We start from the raw sequence: 15,512 nt of genomic DNA on the forward strand, positions 1-15,512 counted from the left end.
TCAGAACGGGAGCAGCGGGTCGATGCCGACGGCGAGGAACAGGAGGGTCAGGTAGGTGATCGAACCGTGGAAGACGCGCATCGGCGAGACGTGCTCGTGGCGGATCGCGAGGTTGTACAGGCGGTGGGTCTCGTAGACGAACCAGCCGCCGGACAGGAGGGCGACGGCGCTGTACAGCAGCCCCATGTCGGCCACCGGGATGAGCAGGAGCGAGCAGACGACCGTCGCCCACGCGTACAGGATGACCTGAAGGCCGACCTGCGCGCGACCGCGGACGACGGCGAGCATCGGCACGCCGACGGCCTGGTAATCACTGCGGTACTTCATGGACAGCGGCCAGTAGTGGGGCGGCGTCCAGAGGAACACGACCGCGAAGAGGATGATCGGTGCCCACGAGAGCGAACCGGTGACGGCGGCCCAGCCGATGACGACGGGGAAGCAGCCCGCGATGCCACCCCAGATGATGTTCTGCTGGGTGCGTCGCTTCAGCCACAGCGTGTACACGAAGACGTAGAAGAGGATCGCGCCGACGGACAGTGCGGCCGCGAGCCAGTTGGTGGTGGCGAGGAGCCAGACCGTCGAGACGACGCCGAGCGTCCACGCGAACACGAGTGCCTCACGCGGCGTGAGCTCGCCGGTCACGAGGGGGCGCTTCTTCGTGCGGTCCATGACCGCGTCGATGTCGCGGTCGATGTAGCAGTTGAACGCCGCCGCGGAGCCGGCGCTCAACGACCCGCCGATGACGGTCGCGATGACGAGCCACCAGTCGGGCAGGCCGCCCTTCGCGAGGATCATGACGGGGATCGTCGTCACGAGCAGCAGTTCCATGACCCGCGGCTTGGTGAGGGCGATGTACGCCTTCGCCTTGCGTCGGAAACCGAGCTTGGGGCTCGACACACGTTCTGCTACAGCGACGTCCATTGCTCCTCTAACGTTCGGTTCACCACGCACTGCTCGCCCGGTGCGCGGTCCGCAGACGATTCTACGACACGCGCGGACGGCTCCCTACTCACGGTGCGCAGACGCGCGGTCCCTCACCGGGTGACGCCCGTCCTGCAAGCTCTGCGACGATCCGTGACGTCGCGTGTTCGCGCTCGTCGAACATCGACCCTCGGCTGCAGGGGTTCGCTATGCTGGGAAGTGCTCGCCAGCCACTGTGCACGCGTGCGCCCCCCTTCACCCAGTTCGAAGAGCGGTGTCGTGTGCTCGGACGCCGAAGACGACGTGGGCCGCGAACGCACAGAAGAAGGCTCGACCGCTCGTCGGCCTCCTGTTCCGATGAGAAGGGTCAGTATTCAGTGGCAGATCTGCAGTGGGAAAGCATTGACAGCAAAGCAGTCGACACGGCGCGCATCCTCGCCGCCGACGCGGTGGAGAAGGTCGGCAACGGCCACCCGGGAACGGCGATGAGTCTCGCCCCCGCCGCCTACCTGCTGTTCCAGAAGGTCATGCGACGCGATCCGAAGGACCAGGACTGGCTCGGACGCGACCGCTTCGTCCTGTCGGTCGGGCACAGCTCGCTGACCCAGTACGTCCAGCTCTACCTGGGTGGTTACGGTCTGGAACTCTCCGACCTCGAGGCGCTCCGCACCTGGGGCTCGCTCACGCCGGGTCACCCGGAGTACGGCCACACCGACGGCGTCGAGATCACCACCGGTCCCCTCGGCCAGGGGCTCGCCTCCGCCGTGGGCTTCGCGTACGCGTCCCGCTTCGAGCGTGGCCTGTTCGACCCCGAGGCCGAGGCCGGCACGAGCCCGTTCGACCACTTCGTCTACGTCATCGCCGGTGACGGCGACCTGCAGGAAGGCGTCACGAGCGAGGCCTCCTCGCTCGCCGGTCACCAGCAGCTCGGCAACCTCATCGCGATCTACGACTCCAACCAGATCTCGATCGAGGACGACACCAACATCGCCTTCACCGAGGACGTCAAGGCCCGCTACGAGGCCTACCACTGGCACGTCCAGGTCGTCGACTGGAAGAAGACGGGCGAGTACGTCGAGGACGTCCACGCGCTCAACGACGCGATCGAGGCCGCGAAGGCAGAGACCGACAAGCCGTCGCTCATCATCCTCAAGACCATCATCGGTTGGCCGGCTCCCAAGAAGCAGAACTCCGGCAAGATCCACGGTTCGGCGCTGGGCGCCGAGGAGCTCGCGGCCGTCAAGGAGGTGCTCGGGTTCGATCCCGAGCAGAACTTCTTCGTCGCCGACGAGGTCATCGAGCACACCCGCAAGGCGATCGACCGCGGTGCCGAGGCACGCGCCGAATGGCAGCAGACGTTCGACGCCTGGGCCGCGGCCAACCCGGAGCGCGCTGCGCTGCTCGAGCGTCTCGAGGCCGGCGAACTCCCCGAGGGTGTCGAGTCGGCGCTGCCCGTGTTCGAGGCCGGCAAGGACGTCTCGACCCGCGCCGCATCCGGCAAGGTGCTCAACGCCCTCGGCCCGGTCATCCCGGAGCTCTGGGGCGGTTCGGCCGACCTCGCCGAGTCGAACAACACGACGATCGAGGGTGGTGCGTCGTTCATCCCGAGCGAGCACTCCACCCACGAGTGGACCGGTAACCCCTACGGTCGCGTCCTGCACTTCGGCATCCGCGAGCACGCCATGGCCGCGATCCTCAACGGCATCGTCCTGCACGGCCCGACCCGCGCGTTCGGTGGCACCTTCCTCATCTTCAGCGACTACATGCGTCCGGCCGTCCGTCTCGCCGCGCTCATGAACGTGCCGTCCATCTTCGTGTGGACCCACGACTCCGTCGCCCTCGGTGAGGACGGCCCCACGCACCAGCCGATCGAGCAGCTCGCCTCGCTCCGTGCCATCCCGAACCTCGCCGTCGTGCGACCGGGTGACGCGAACGAGGTGGCCTACGCCTGGCTCGAGATCCTCAAGCGTCGCGGCGGCCCGACCGGCATCGCGCTGACCCGTCAGAACATCCCGGTGTTCGAGCGCGGCACGGGCGACGCCACCGGCGAGACCTTCGCTGCAGCGTCGAACGTCGCCAAGGGTGCGTACATCCTCGCCGAGGCGCCCGGCGGCACGCCGGACGTCATCCTCATCGCGACGGGCTCCGAGCTCCAGCTCGCCATCGAGGCCCGCGAGGTCCTGCGCGGCGAGGGCGTCAACGCCCGCGTCGTCTCGGTGCCCGCACTCGAGTGGTTCGAGGAGCAGTCCGCCGAGTACCGCGAGTCCGTCCTCCCGAAGGCCGTCACCGCACGCGTCTCCGTCGAGGCGGGTCTCGGCCTGACCTGGAAGAGCATCGTCGGCGACGCCGGCCGGACCGTGTCGATCGAGCACTTCGGTGCGTCCGCCGACTACAAGACGCTGTTCCGTGAGTTCGGCATCACCACGGAGGCAGTCGTCTCCGCAGCACACGAGACGCTCGGCAAGTAGCCCGGGCGAAGGAGACAGAAGAACATGACTGAAACCCCAACCGCCCAGCTGTCCGCCGCCGGCGTCAGCATCTGGCTCGACGACCTCTCCCGCGGACGCATCCAGTCCGGTGGGCTGGAGCAGCTCATCGCCGACCGCAACGTCGTCGGTGTCACGACGAACCCGACGATCTTCGCGTCCGCGCTCAGCAACGGCGACGTCTACGCCGAGCAGGTCGCCCAGCTCGCCGCCGAAGGCAAGGACGTCACCGAGGCGGTCTTCGAGATCACCACCGACGACGTGGCCGCGGCATCGAAGATCTTCCGTGGGGTCTACGACTCCTCCAACGGGTACGACGGCCGCGTGTCGATCGAGGTCGAGCCGGGCTTCGCGCACGACGCCGCCTCGACGATCGACCAGGCCAAGCAGCTCTGGGCCAAGGTCAACCAGCCCAACGCGATGATCAAGATCCCCGCGACGGTCGAAGGCCTCGAGGCCATCACCGCGGTCATCGGCGCCGGCATCAGCGTCAACGTCACGTTGATCTTCAGCCTCACCCGCTACCGCGAGGTCATCAACGCGTTCCTCACCGGTCTCGAGCAGGCCAAGGCCGCGGGCCACGACCTCTCGACGATCCATTCGGTCGCCTCGTTCTTCGTGTCGCGGGTCGACACCGAGATCGACAAGCGTCTCGACGCGATCGGCAGCCCCGAGGCGACCGCGCTGAAGAGCAAGGCCGGCGTCGCGAACGCCCAGCTCGCCTACCAGGTCTTCGAGCAGGAGTTCGCGAGCGAGCGTGCCACCGCGCTCCTCGAGGCCGGCGCCAACAAGCAGCGTCCGCTCTGGGCCTCGACGGGCGTCAAGTCCGCCGACCTCCCCGACACGCTCTACGTGACCGAGCTCGTCGCCGACGGCGTGGTCAACACCATGCCGGAGAAGACCCTCGAGGCGACCTTCGACCACGGCGTCATCACCGGCGACACCGTCACCGGCTCCTACGCGGCTGCGAACGAGGTCCTCGACGCCATCGCCGCACTCGGCGTGTCCTACGACGAGGTGACGGCGCTGCTCGAGCGTGAGGGCGTCGAGAAGTTCATCGTGTCCTGGGACGAGCTGCTCGAGACCGTGAAGACGGCTCTGGAGGCCTCCAAGTGAGCTTCAAGATCCGCGTGAGCGGCGCGGCGGAAGCCGCTGTCGCATCGGTGGTCCCCACGCTTGTGAGCGACCTCGTCGCGTCGCGCATCACGGACCAGGACCCCACGCTGTGGGGTCCTGCGGCCGAGGCCGAGGCGTCCAAGCGCCTCGGCTGGGTCCAGGCGGTCTCCATCTCCCGCCCGCTGGTCGAGCCGATCCTCGCGCTCCGTGAGCAGTTCAACGACGAGGGCATCGACCACATCGTGCTCGCGGGCATGGGCGGTTCCTCGCTCGCACCCGAGGTCATCACGAACACGCTGGGCGGCAACCTCACCGTCCTCGACTCGACCGCTCCCGGCCAGGTCCTCGCGGCCCTGGCGGACCGCCTCGAGACCTCGGTGCTCGTCGTCTCCTCGAAGTCCGGCTCCACGGTCGAGACCGACAGCCAGCGCCGCGCCTACGAGGCTGCGTTCACGGCTGCGGGGATCGACCCCGCCGGTCGCATCGTCATCGTCACCGACCCGGGCTCCCCGCTCGAGGCGGCGGCGAACGAGGCCGGCTACCGGGTCTTCAACGCCGACCCCAACGTCGGCGGTCGCTACAGTGCGCTCACCGCCTTCGGTCTCGTGCCGTCCGGTCTCGCCGGTGTCGACATCGGCGCGTTGCTCGACGAGGCCGACGCGGTGCTCGGGGAACTCGCGATCGACGACGCGTCGAACCCGGGACTCATCCTGGGTGCGGCGATCGGCGGCACCGTTCCGCTGCGCGACAAGGTCGGTCTCATCACCGACGGGACGCACATCGTCGGATTCCCGGACTGGGCCGAACAGCTCATCGCCGAATCGACCGGTAAGTCCGGTCGCGGCCTGCTGCCCGTCGTGCTCAACCCGCTCGCTCCCGAGCTCGAGTCGAAGCCGGCCGACCTCCAGATCGTCCGCATCGTCGACGACGCCCACGAGTTCCACCTGCTGCGCCACGACCGCCACGAGGGCGAGATCCTCGTCAGCGGCAGCCTCGGCGCGATGATGCTGGTGTGGGAGTACGCGACCGTCGTCGCCGGGCGCCTCATCGGCATCGACCCGTTCGACCAGCCGGACGTCGAGTCCGCGAAGGTCGCCACCCGTGGTCTGCTCGACAACCGTCCGGAGCCTGAGGCACCCGCCTTCGTCGCCGACGGTGTCGAGGTCCGCGGCTCGGCCGGTCTGCTCGACGGCGTGACCACCCTGTCCGGTGCCGTCGAGGCACTGCTCGCGCAGCTCCCCTCCGACGGCTACGTCGCGATCCAGGGCTACGTCGACCGCCTTGCCTCCCCGCAGCTCGAGAGCATCCGCGACCTCGTCGCGGCGAAGGCGGCACGACCCACGACCTTCGGGTGGGGTCCGCGCTTCCTGCACTCGACGGGTCAGTACCACAAGGGCGGCCCCGCGAACGGCGTGTTCCTGCAGATCACCGAGACGGCCCCCGTCGACCTGGAGATCCCCGAGCGCCCGTTCACCTTCGGCCAGCTCATCGAGGCCCAGGCAGGCGGCGACGCCCGCGTCCTCGCCGAGCACGGTCGTCCGGTCCTCACGCTGACCCTCACGTCGCCGGACCAGAACATCGTCACCCTCTTCGACGCCGTCAACGACTAGCGCGTCACTGCACAAGGAGCTTCATGTCCCCGGTGGAAATCACCCCGGAGTCCAACCCGCTGCGGGTGGACACCGACCGACGCCTCAATCGGATCGCCGGTCCGAGCGGCCTCATCATCTTCGGCGTGACAGGTGACCTGTCCCGCAAGAAGCTGATGCCGGCCGTGTACGACCTGGCGAACCGGGGCCTCCTGCCCCCTGGCTTCTCACTCGTCGGGTTCGCCCGACGGGACTGGGAGGACCAGGACTTCATGGAGGTCGTCCACGAATCCGTCAAGCAGTACGCCCGGACCGAGTTCCGCGAGGACGTCTGGAACCAGCTCGCCCAGGGCATCCGGTTCGTCCCCGGTGAATTCGGTGACGACGCGGCGTTCGAGAAGCTGAAAGAGACCATCGAGGAGCTCGATGCGGATCGCGGGACGATGGGCAACCACGCGTTCTACCTCTCGATCCCACCGAAGGCGTTCCCGCAGGTCACCGAGCAGCTCCGTCGCTCGGGACTCGCGGAACCCGCTGACGGTCAGTGGCGCCGGGTGGTCATCGAGAAGCCGTTCGGCAGCGACCTCAAGACGGCTCGTGAGCTGAACGACATCGTGCAGTCGGTCTTCCCGTCGGACTCGATCTTCCGGATCGACCACTACCTCGGCAAGGAGACCGTCCAGAACATCCTGGCGCTCCGGTTCGCGAACCAGCTGTACGAGCCCATCTGGAACGCCAATTACGTCGACCACGTGCAGATCACCATGGCCGAGGACATCGGCGTCGGCGGTCGCGCCGGGTACTACGACGGCATCGGAGCAGCGCGCGACGTCATCCAGAACCACTTGCTGCAGCTCCTCGCCCTCACGGCGATGGAGGAGCCGATCTCCTTCAACGCCGCAGACCTGCGCGCGGAGAAGGAGAAGGTCCTCGCGGCCGTCCGCCTCCCCGACGACCTCGGGGCCGCGACGGCCCGTGGGCAGTACGCCGGTGGTTGGCAGGGCGGCGAGCACGTGCTGGGCTTCCTCGACGAGGACGGGATGAACCCGGAGTCGACGACCGAGACCTACGCGGCCATGCGGCTCGACATCAACACGCGTCGGTGGGCCGGCGTGCCGTTCTACCTGCGTGCCGGGAAGCGCCTCGGACGCCGCGTCACCGAGATCGCGGTCGTCTTCAAGCGTGCTCCGCAGTACCTGTTCGCGGAGAGCCAGACCTCGGCGCTCGGCCAGAACGCCTTGGTCATCCGGGTCCAGCCCGACGAGGGTGTCACCATCCGCTTCGGTTCGAAGGTCCCGGGTGCCGGCACCCAGGTCCGCGACGTCACGATGGACTTCGGCTACGGCCACGCCTTCACCGAGGCGAGCCCCGAGGCGTACGAACGTCTCATCCTCGACGTCCTGCTGGGCGACCCGCCCCTCTTCCCCCGTCACGAGGAGGTCGAGCTCTCCTGGAAGATCCTCGACCCGATCGAGGAGTACTGGGCCGCTCAGGACACGCCGCTCGAGCAGTACGCTCCCGGCACCTGGGGCCCGTCCTCGGCCGACGACCTCATGAACCGCGACGGACGCACCTGGAGACGACCATGATCGTAGACCTGCCAGACACGACCACGAGCAAGCTCTCGAAGGCGCTCGTGACCATCCGCGAGGACGGCGGCGCCGTCGCCCTGGGACGCGTGCTCACCCTGGTGATCTCGACGCGGCTCGGAGCCGAGGAGGAGGCCATCGAGGCCGCCAACGAGGCTTCCCGCGAGCACCCCATGCGGGTCATCGTCCTCTCCACCGAGCACGACGACCAGCACTCCTCCATCGGAGATCGGCTCGATGCCCAGATCCGCGTCGGCGGCGACGCCGGAGCGAGCGAGGTGGTCATCCTCCGCGCCTACGGTGCGGTCGCCGAGAACGAGGAGAGCCTCGTGACCGGGCTGCTCCTGCCCGACGCACCCGTGGTCGCCTGGTGGCCCGGTGAGGCACCCGAACGCGTCTCGACGTCTCCGATCGGCCGCATCGCCCAGCGTCGCATCACCGACGCGTCCGCGGCGGCGGACACCCACGCCGCCCTCCGCGGTCGCGCGGCGAACTACGCCCCCGGAGACACGGACTTCGCGTGGACCAGGCTCACGCTCTGGCGTGCACAGCTCGCGGCGGTGCTCGACCAGCCGCCGTACGAGCCCGTCACGGCGATCGAGGTGTCCGGAGCATCGGACTCCCCGTCGACCGAGCTGCTCGCCGCCTGGCTCCAGCTGCAGTTGCAGGTCGACGTGACCCACGAGCTCAGCATGGCGCACGGGTCGAGCGGCATCCACGGTGTCCGCCTCACGCGGGCGTCCGGCAACGTCGTCCTCGAGCGTCCCGTTCCCGACATCGCGACGCTGATCCAGCCCGGACAGCCGACGCACGACCTCTCGCTCCCCCGTCGCAGTCTGCGCGACTGCCTCGCCGAGGAGCTGCGCACGCTCGACCCGGACGTCCTGTACGGACAGGTCATCACCGTGGGCCTCCCCGGCCTCGGCGAGCCGGTCACGCTCCGCGCTCGGACCAGCTGATGCCGACCGAGCGACGCGTCCTCGTCTACCAGGACCGCGACCAACTGACGACCTCGGTCGCCAAACGGTTCCTCTCCCGAACCCGCGAACTGCTCGAGTCACAGGAGACGGTCCACGTCGTCCTGACCGGCGGTACCGTCGGCACGGGGACGCTCGCCGCCGTGGCCGCGTCGAAGGACCGCGACCGGGTGGACTGGTCCCGGGTGCACCTCTGGTGGGGAGACGAGCGCTGGGTCGCTCGGGACGACGCCGATCGGAACGAGTTGCAGGCACGCGAGGCCTTGCTGGAGACCCTGCTGGCGCTTCCGGAGCGTGGCCTCGTCGCCGAACACGTGCACGGATACCCGGCGCCGGAGGACGGCATCGACCTCGACGCCGCCGCGGTGCGGTACGCGGACGAGCTCCGACGGTTCGCACGGCCCGGCGAGGACCACCCGCGGTTCGACATCACGTTCCTGGGTGTCGGTCCCGACGGTCACGTCGCGTCGCTCTTCCCGGAGCGGGCCGAGGTCTCGGTCACCGACACCTCGGTGGTCCCGGTGCGGAACTCCCCCAAGCCGCCGTCGGAACGACTCAGCCTGACGCGGCCGGCCATCAACTCCTCCGTGCGGGTCTGGCTCGTCCTCGCCGGCACCGACAAGGCGTCGGCACTCGGCCTCGCCCTCGCGGGTGCCAGCTACAACGAGGTCCCCGCCGCGGGGGCCAAGGGACGTAAACGGACGGTGTTCTTCGTCGACCAGGATGCTGCCGCCGAGGTCCCGGACTCGTTGATCATCCCGGAGTACTAGCGGGAGGCCGGCCGCCGAGCCGGTGCCGCTATGCAGAAAGGCCGTTCCCCGAGGGGAACGGCCTTTCCGCATGTGTGGTGCTGTCCGGCTACTTCGCTGCCGTACCGCGTCGTGCACGGAGCTGCTGGAGTGCCTCTTCGAGCAGCTGCTCCGCCTCTTCCTCCGTGCGTCGTTCCTTCACGTAGGCGAGGTGGGTCTTGTACGGCTCGAGCTTCGCGACCTCCGGCGGGTTCGCCTTGTCGCGACCGGCCGGCAGACCGGACGTCGGGCAGTCGATCGTCTCCGGGATCTCCTCGTCGGGGACGTTCGCCGCGAAGTGGCGGACCGTCTCGTTGCCGAGGGCGTCCCAGTAGGAGATGGCGATGCGGTCCGCGTGGTAGCCGTGGTCCTGCTCGCCCATGGGGCCGGCGCCGACGCGTGATCCCCTGATAGCGCTTCCGCCTGATGCCATGGTGTTTCCTCTTTCTCGTACTGTCGAGAGTGGTTCGGGTGTGGTGCGTCGAGTTGCGTCCCCGGGATCGGGGCTTCGCGGCCGGTCTAGGCGGCGGCGAACTTCGTCAGGAGCCCGATCACGACGATGCAGGCGCCCCAGGTCAGGCCGAGGATGACGGTGAAGCGGTTGAGGTTGCGCTCGGCGACCCCTGACGAACCGAGGTTGCTGGAGGAGCCGCCGCCGAACATGTCGGACAGACCGCCGCCGCGGCCCTTGTGCAGCAGGATCAGGAAGGTGAGCAGGAGGCTGGTGATGCCGAGCAGCACCTGCAGGATGACCTGGAGAATCTCCACGTGAGACCTTTCGCATTCGCGTTCAGAGGGGCTGAACCGCCGTCCAGTATACCTCGACGGTTCAGCGGACACGGCTCGGCCCGCGGCTGGTGCCGCGGGCCGAGCCGTGTCCGTGCTGCTGGTGCAGCAGGTCGGTCAGAGTCCGACGTGCTGCGAGAAGCGCGCGATCCCGGCGAACTCGTCGGCGAGCAGGCTCGCACCGCCGACGAGGGCACCGTCGACGTCTGGTTCGCGCATGAAGCCGGCGATGTTCGAGGCCTTCACCGAACCGCCGTAGAGGATCCGCGTGCGCTGCGCCGCCTCGTCGCCGAGGACCTCGGCGAGCGTGCTGCGGAGAGCGGCCGCGACCTGCTGCGCCTGATCGGGCGTCGCCGCCTGACCGGAACCGATGGCCCACACCGGCTCGTAGGCCACGACGATGTCCGCGTCCGGTGCGAGTCCGTCGATGGCCGCCTTGAGCTGCGCCACGGGGACGGCCGACGGGCCGTGTTCCTCGAGGTCTTCGGCGGTCTCACCGATGCAGATGACGGGGACGAGGCCGTGTCGCACGGCTGCGGCCGTCTTCGCCTGGACGACCTCGTCGGTCTCGTTGTGCAGGGTGCGGCGCTCGGAGTGTCCGACGAGCACGTAGCGGCAGTCGAGCTTCGCGAGGAACGCCCCGGAGATCTCACCGGTGTAGGCGCCCGAGTCGTGCTGCGACAGGTCCTGCGCGCCGTAGGCCAGCTTGAGCTTGTCGGCGGCGACGATCGTCTGGACCGAGCGGAGGTCCGTGAACGGCGGGAAGATGGCCACCTCGGCGTCCGCATAGTCGTGCTTGCCGTCCTTGAGCGTCCAATCGAGCTTCTGGACGAGGGCGATCGCCTGGAGGTGGTCCAGGTTGAGCTTCCAGTTGCCGGCGATCAGGGGCACACGCGTGCGCCCGGGGGTTACTGCTGCCATCCGAGGACCTCCAGTCCAGGCAGACGCTTGCCCTCGAGGAACTCGAGGCTGGCGCCGCCACCAGTTGAGATGTGACCGAACTGGTCATCATCGAAGCCGAGCGCACGAACCGCTGCGGCCGAGTCACCGCCACCGACGACGCTCAGGCCGTCCGTGCGGGTGAGTGCTTCAGCGACCGCGCGCGTACCGGCGGCGAAGGGCGCGAGTTCGAACACACCCATCGGGCCGTTCCAGAACACCGTCTTGGACGCGGCGACGATCTCGGCGAACGCTGCAGCCGTGTCCGGTCCGATGTCGAGTCCGAGTCCGGAGGCACCGAACGGGGTGTCCTCGATGGCGTCGGCCGGGCGCACGACGTGCTCGGCGTCGGCACCGAACGCCGAGGCGACGACGACGTCGGTCGGCAGGACGATCGTCACGCCGAGCTCGTCGGCCTTCGCGAGGTAGCCGCGGACGGTCTCGATCTGGTCCGCTTCGAGCAGGCTCGAACCGACGGCGTGCCCCTGGGCGGCGAGGAAGGTGAACAGCATGCCACCGCCGATGAGCAGCGAGTCGACGCGCGGCAGCAGGTGGCCGATGACGCCCAGCTTGTCGGAGACCTTCGAGCCGCCGAGGACGACCGTGTAGGGGCGCTCCGGGGTCTCGGTGAGACGGTCGAGGACCTCGAGCTCGGCGGCGATGAGCAGCCCGGCAGCGCTCGGGAGCAGCTTGGCGAGCTCGTACACGCTCGCCTGCTTCCGGTGGACGACACCGAAGCCGTCCGAGACGACGACGTCGCCGAAGGCGGCGAGCTTGGCGGCGAACGCCTCACGTTCGCCGGCGTCCTTGCTGGTCTCGGCGGAGTTGAAGCGCAGGTTCTCGAGCAGGACGACGTCGCCGTCGGTCTGCGCGGCGACGGCGTCGGTCGCGGCACTGCCGACGGTGTCGGCGGCGAAGGTCACGGGCTTGCCGAGGAGTTCGGACAGTCGCTGCGCGACGGGCGCAAGGCTGTACTTCGCGTCGGGTGTGCCGTCGGGGCGGCCGAGGTGCGAGACGATGACGACACGCGCACCCTGGTTGATGAGCGCGTTGAGGGTGGGGAGTGCCGCGCGGATGCGGCCGTCGTCGGTGATGACGCCGTCCTTGAGCGGAACGTTGAGGTCGAGGCGGACGACAGCTCTGCGACCGCTGAGGTCGCCCAGCGAGTCGAGGGTGCGGAGGGTCATGAGGAGGGTCTTTCTCTGCGCTGAGCCACGACCACCGACGAAACCGAACGGGCGCCCTGAAGATGATTCAGGACGCCCGTTCGGACCATGCGGTGTCTGGCTGCTCGGGTGAGGAGTGCGGCAGACAGCCGGTTGGTTAGAGGCGGTCCGCGACGTACTCGGTGAGGTCGACGAGGCGGTTCGAGTAGCCCCACTCGTTGTCGTACCACGAGGCGACCTTGACCTGCGAGCCGATGACCTTGGTGAGGCCGGCGTCGAAGATCGAGGAGTGCGGGTCGGTCACGATGTCGCTCGAGACGATCGGGTCCTCGGTGTACTTCAGGATGCCCTTGAGGGGGCCCTCGGCGGCAGCCTTGTACGCGGCGTTGATCTCCTCGACCGTGGCCGGGTTGGTCAGCTCGACCGTGAGGTCGGTGATCGAACCGGTCGGGACCGGGACGCGCAGGGCGTAGCCGTCGAGCTTGCCGACGAGCTCCGGGATGACCAGGCCGAGTGCCTTGGCTGCACCGGTGGAGGTCGGGATGATGTTGACGGCGGCGGCGCGTGCACGACGGAGGTCGCTGTGCGGGCCGTCCTGCAGGTTCTGGTCGGCGGTGTAGGCGTGCACCGTGGTCATGAGGCCACGCTCGATGCCGAAGTTGTCGAGCAGGACCTTGGCGAGCGGCGCGAGGCAGTTCGTCGTGCAGGACGCGTTCGAGATGATGTCGTGCGTCGCTGCGTCGTAGGTGCCCTCGTTGACGCCGAGGACGATCGTGGCGACGTCGCTGCCCGTGGCGGGAGCCGAGACGAGGACCTTCTTGGCGCCGGCGGTGATGTGCTTGCGGGCGTCGTCGGACTTCGTGAAGCGACCGGTCGACTCGATGACGATGTCGACGCCGAGCTCGCCCCAGGGGAGGTCGGCGGGGTCGCGCTCCGCGAGCACGATGATGGGCTTGCCGTTGACGATGATCTTGTCGCCGTCGAGCTCGACCGTCGCGTCCAGACGACCCGTGATGGAGTCGTACTTCAGGAGGTGGGCGAGCGCCTTGTTGTCGGTGAGGTCGTTGACAGCGACGATCTCGAGGTCGCTGCCCTTGGCGAGGGCGGCGCGGAAGAAGTTGCGGCCGATGCGGCCGAAGCCGTTGATGCCGATCTTGACGGACACAGATGACTCCTGATACTGAGGCGCCAGACGGCGCGATTGTACGGTCTGCTCGGAGTGAGCGCCCTCCCCGAGTGAGGAGGAAGGTGGTCCGTCCCGGCCCGTGGGACCGGGACGGACCGGTCAACTACGACAGTACCAGCAGGCCGTTGGTCTGCTTGCGCGCGACCTCGAAGCGTGCCTGGACGTCGGCCCAGTTGACGATGTTCCAGAACGCCTTGACGTAGTCGGCGCGGACGTTCTTGTAGTCGAGGTAGTAGGCGTGCTCCCAGACGTCGAGCAGCAGCAGCGGGACCGTGCCGGCCGGGAAGTTGCCCTGCTGGTCGAAGAACTGCTGGATGTTGATGCGCTGACCGAGGGTGTCCCAGGTGAGCGCGGCCCATCCGGAACCCTGCACGCCGAGCGCCGCGGCGGTGAAGTGCGCCTGGAACTTGTCGAAGCTGCCGAAGTACTCGTCGACGGCCGACTCGAGCTCGCCGGTCGGCTTGTCGCCGCCGTCCGGGGAGAGGTTGTTCCACCAGATGGTGTGGTTGACGTGACCGCCGAGGTTGAACGCGAGGTCCTTCTCGAGCTTGTTGACGTTCGTGAAGTCGTTGGCGTCGCGGGCCTCAGCGAGCTTCTCGAGGGCCGTGTTCGCGCCGGCCACGTAGGTGGCGTGGTGCTTGTCGTGGTGGAGCTCGGTGATGGTCGCACTGATGTGCGGCTCGAGCGCACTGTAGTCGTACGGCAATTCGGGCAGTGAGTAAACAGCCATTCTTCGTGATCTCCTCGTGTTGTCCCGTGCGCTGTCTGCACACGGCTCTGAGCGTCACCACCCAGTCTAGTGAGCGGCAACCGTCGGGAGTCGGGGCTTGTTCCCAGCATGACGAACCGCGACGATGGCGGGTCGGCGAGGATTCACGAGCTGTTTCAGTCCTCGTAATCCGCCGGGAGGTTGGCGTCGGTGCCCGGGATGCCGAGATCGCTCGCGTGCTTGTCCGCCATGGCGAGCAGGCGCCGGATGCGGCCGGCGATGGCGTCCTTCGTCATCGGAGGGTCGGCGAAGTGGCCGAGTTCGTCGAGGCTGGCCTCACGGTGGTCGAGGCGCAGGGCACCGGCGTACTGCAGGTGGTCGGGGACCTCGTCGCCCAGGATCTCGAGGGCGCGCTCGACGCGCGCGCAGGCCGCCACGGCCGCCTGGGCGGAGCGGCGCAAATTGGCGTCGTCGAAGTTGACGAGGCGGTTCGCGGTCGCCCGGACCTCCTTGCGCTGCCGCATCTCCTCCCAGGAGGTGACGGTGCCGGTGGCACCCATGAGCGACAGCATGCCGCTGATCGCGTCGCCCTCGCGGATGACGACACGGTGGATGCCGCGGACCTCCCGCGCCTTCGCGGAGACACCGATGCGGCCCGCGGCACCGACGAGCGCCATCGCGGACTCGTTGCCGGGGCACACGACGTCGAGTGACGCGGATCGGCCGGGGTCGGTCAGGGACCCGGTCGCGAGGAACGCGCCCCGCCAGACGGCGGCGAGTTCGTCGCGCGACCCGGTGGTCAGCCGGTTCGGCAGCCCGCGGACCGCACGCCGTCGGGCGTCGAGGAGTCCGGTCTGCCGGGCGAGGGTCTCGCCGCCCTCGATGACGCGCACCACGAACAGGCTCGGTTTGCCCGAGCTGCCGGGGTTCTGCACGAGGATCTCGCTGCGGATCCCGTAGAGCTCGCCGATGTCACGACGCACCCGCTGCGCGAGGGTCGGACTGTCGAGTTCGGCTTCGATCGCCACGCGCCCGGAGATCGTGTGAAGTCCGCCGGAGAAGCGGAGCAGGGACGCGAGTTCGGCCGCTCGGACCGAGTTGCGGGTCTCGCGGACGAGCGCCAGTTCGTTCTTGACGTCGGCGGTGAGGGCCACGGTGGTTCCTATCTGTCGTGATCGCGCCGTCGGAGTGCGGCGTCGATCCTGCATGTTCGCGATCCGGAGGCGTGGTGCCTCGGACCGTTCGGGCTCCGCCGCGGCT

The 15,512-nt window shown here is 68.6% G+C and carries 14 protein-coding genes; 6 read left to right on the top strand and 8 right to left on the bottom strand.

What is annotated here, in order from left to right; all coding sequences use genetic code 11:
- On the bottom strand, positions 1-921 hold the full coding sequence (locus tag ACQ3HE_RS01080) for a heme o synthase (protein WP_064296933.1): 921 nt from the start codon (positions 919-921) through the stop codon (positions 1-3).
- Between the two features lie 377 nt (positions 922-1,298).
- Here ACQ3HE_RS01080 and tkt point away from each other — a divergent pair, with 377 nt between their 5' ends.
- From tkt to pgl, 6 genes are read left to right on the top strand one after another with little or no spacing between them, the layout of a single operon-like run.
- Entirely contained in the window at positions 1,299-3,389 is a 2,091-nt protein-coding gene (gene tkt / locus ACQ3HE_RS01085) for a transketolase (protein ID WP_159878829.1), read from the top strand.
- A gap of 24 nt (positions 3,390-3,413) precedes the next feature.
- Entirely contained in the window at positions 3,414-4,523 is a 1,110-nt protein-coding gene (tal, locus tag ACQ3HE_RS01090; RefSeq protein WP_159878827.1) for a transaldolase, read from the top strand.
- Positions 4,520-6,133, top strand: coding sequence for a glucose-6-phosphate isomerase (locus ACQ3HE_RS01095; RefSeq protein WP_064296930.1), 1,614 nt, complete (start codon positions 4,520-4,522; stop codon positions 6,131-6,133). The genes tal and ACQ3HE_RS01095 overlap by 4 nt, the downstream gene beginning before the upstream one ends.
- Before the next feature lie 23 nt (positions 6,134-6,156).
- Positions 6,157-7,701 (top strand): glucose-6-phosphate dehydrogenase, encoded by a 1,545-nt coding sequence (zwf, locus tag ACQ3HE_RS01100; RefSeq protein WP_064296929.1) that lies wholly within the window; start codon positions 6,157-6,159, stop codon positions 7,699-7,701.
- Positions 7,698-8,660 (top strand): glucose-6-phosphate dehydrogenase assembly protein OpcA, encoded by a 963-nt coding sequence (locus tag ACQ3HE_RS01105; protein WP_079705959.1) that lies wholly within the window; start codon positions 7,698-7,700, stop codon positions 8,658-8,660. Before zwf ends, ACQ3HE_RS01105 begins: the two co-directional genes overlap by 4 nt.
- Positions 8,660-9,448 (top strand): 6-phosphogluconolactonase, encoded by a 789-nt coding sequence (gene pgl / locus ACQ3HE_RS01110; protein WP_430890927.1) that lies wholly within the window; start codon positions 8,660-8,662, stop codon positions 9,446-9,448. The genes ACQ3HE_RS01105 and pgl overlap by 1 nt, the downstream gene beginning before the upstream one ends.
- An 88-nt stretch (positions 9,449-9,536) precedes the next feature.
- Here pgl and ACQ3HE_RS01115 read toward each other — a convergent pair whose 3' ends face one another.
- The 7 genes from ACQ3HE_RS01115 to whiA form a co-directional block, all read right to left on the bottom strand.
- On the bottom strand, positions 9,537-9,899 hold the full coding sequence (locus ACQ3HE_RS01115) for an RNA polymerase-binding protein RbpA (protein ID WP_064296926.1): 363 nt from the start codon (positions 9,897-9,899) through the stop codon (positions 9,537-9,539).
- Between the two features lie 86 nt (positions 9,900-9,985).
- A complete protein-coding gene (secG, locus tag ACQ3HE_RS01120; protein ID WP_056005661.1) occupies positions 9,986-10,234 on the bottom strand; it encodes a preprotein translocase subunit SecG in 249 nt (82 codons plus the stop codon).
- Between the two features lie 135 nt (positions 10,235-10,369).
- On the bottom strand, positions 10,370-11,173 hold the full coding sequence (gene tpiA / locus ACQ3HE_RS01125) for a triose-phosphate isomerase (RefSeq protein ID WP_138947096.1): 804 nt from the start codon (positions 11,171-11,173) through the stop codon (positions 10,370-10,372).
- Positions 11,161-12,378: a phosphoglycerate kinase gene (locus ACQ3HE_RS01130; RefSeq protein ID WP_079705956.1), complete on the bottom strand. Its 1,218-nt coding sequence runs from the start codon at positions 12,376-12,378 to the stop codon at positions 11,161-11,163. The genes tpiA and ACQ3HE_RS01130 overlap by 13 nt, the downstream gene beginning before the upstream one ends.
- Positions 12,379-12,514: 136 nt before the next feature.
- Entirely contained in the window at positions 12,515-13,522 is a 1,008-nt protein-coding gene (gene gap / locus ACQ3HE_RS01135) for a type I glyceraldehyde-3-phosphate dehydrogenase (protein WP_064296923.1), read from the bottom strand.
- A gap of 124 nt (positions 13,523-13,646) precedes the next feature.
- Positions 13,647-14,273, bottom strand: a complete 627-nt coding sequence (locus ACQ3HE_RS01140; RefSeq protein ID WP_064296922.1) for a superoxide dismutase — start codon at positions 14,271-14,273, stop codon at positions 13,647-13,649.
- Positions 14,274-14,428: 155 nt separating this feature from the next.
- Positions 14,429-15,406, bottom strand: coding sequence for a DNA-binding protein WhiA (gene whiA / locus ACQ3HE_RS01145; RefSeq protein WP_064296921.1), 978 nt, complete (start codon positions 15,404-15,406; stop codon positions 14,429-14,431).
- Positions 15,407-15,512: the final 106 nt, after the last annotated feature.

Origin of the sequence: Plantibacter auratus, assembly GCF_050587365.1 — a bacterium.
Classification (GTDB): Bacteria; Actinomycetota; Actinomycetes; order Actinomycetales; family Microbacteriaceae; genus Plantibacter; species Plantibacter auratus.

What these genes read in the sequence shown, in the direction of transcription:
- zwf (WP_064296929.1), top strand. Translation starts at nt 6,157, where the DNA reads ATGTCCCCGGTGGAAATCACCCCGGAGTCCAACCCGCTGCGGGTGGAC.
- tpiA (WP_138947096.1), bottom strand. Translation starts at nt 11,173, where the DNA reads ATGGCAGCAGTAACCCCCGGGCGCACGCGTGTGCCCCTGATCGCCGGC.
- ACQ3HE_RS01115 (WP_064296926.1), bottom strand. Translation starts at nt 9,899, where the DNA reads ATGGCATCAGGCGGAAGCGCTATCAGGGGATCACGCGTCGGCGCCGGC.
- ACQ3HE_RS01105 (WP_079705959.1), top strand. Translation starts at nt 7,698, where the DNA reads ATGATCGTAGACCTGCCAGACACGACCACGAGCAAGCTCTCGAAGGCG.
- pgl (WP_430890927.1), top strand. Translation starts at nt 8,660, where the DNA reads ATGCCGACCGAGCGACGCGTCCTCGTCTACCAGGACCGCGACCAACTG.
- ACQ3HE_RS01080 (WP_064296933.1), bottom strand. Translation starts at nt 921, where the DNA reads ATGGACGTCGCTGTAGCAGAACGTGTGTCGAGCCCCAAGCTCGGTTTC.
- tal (WP_159878827.1), top strand. Translation starts at nt 3,414, where the DNA reads ATGACTGAAACCCCAACCGCCCAGCTGTCCGCCGCCGGCGTCAGCATC.
- ACQ3HE_RS01130 (WP_079705956.1), bottom strand. Translation starts at nt 12,378, where the DNA reads ATGACCCTCCGCACCCTCGACTCGCTGGGCGACCTCAGCGGTCGCAGA.
- ACQ3HE_RS01140 (WP_064296922.1), bottom strand. Translation starts at nt 14,273, where the DNA reads ATGGCTGTTTACTCACTGCCCGAATTGCCGTACGACTACAGTGCGCTC.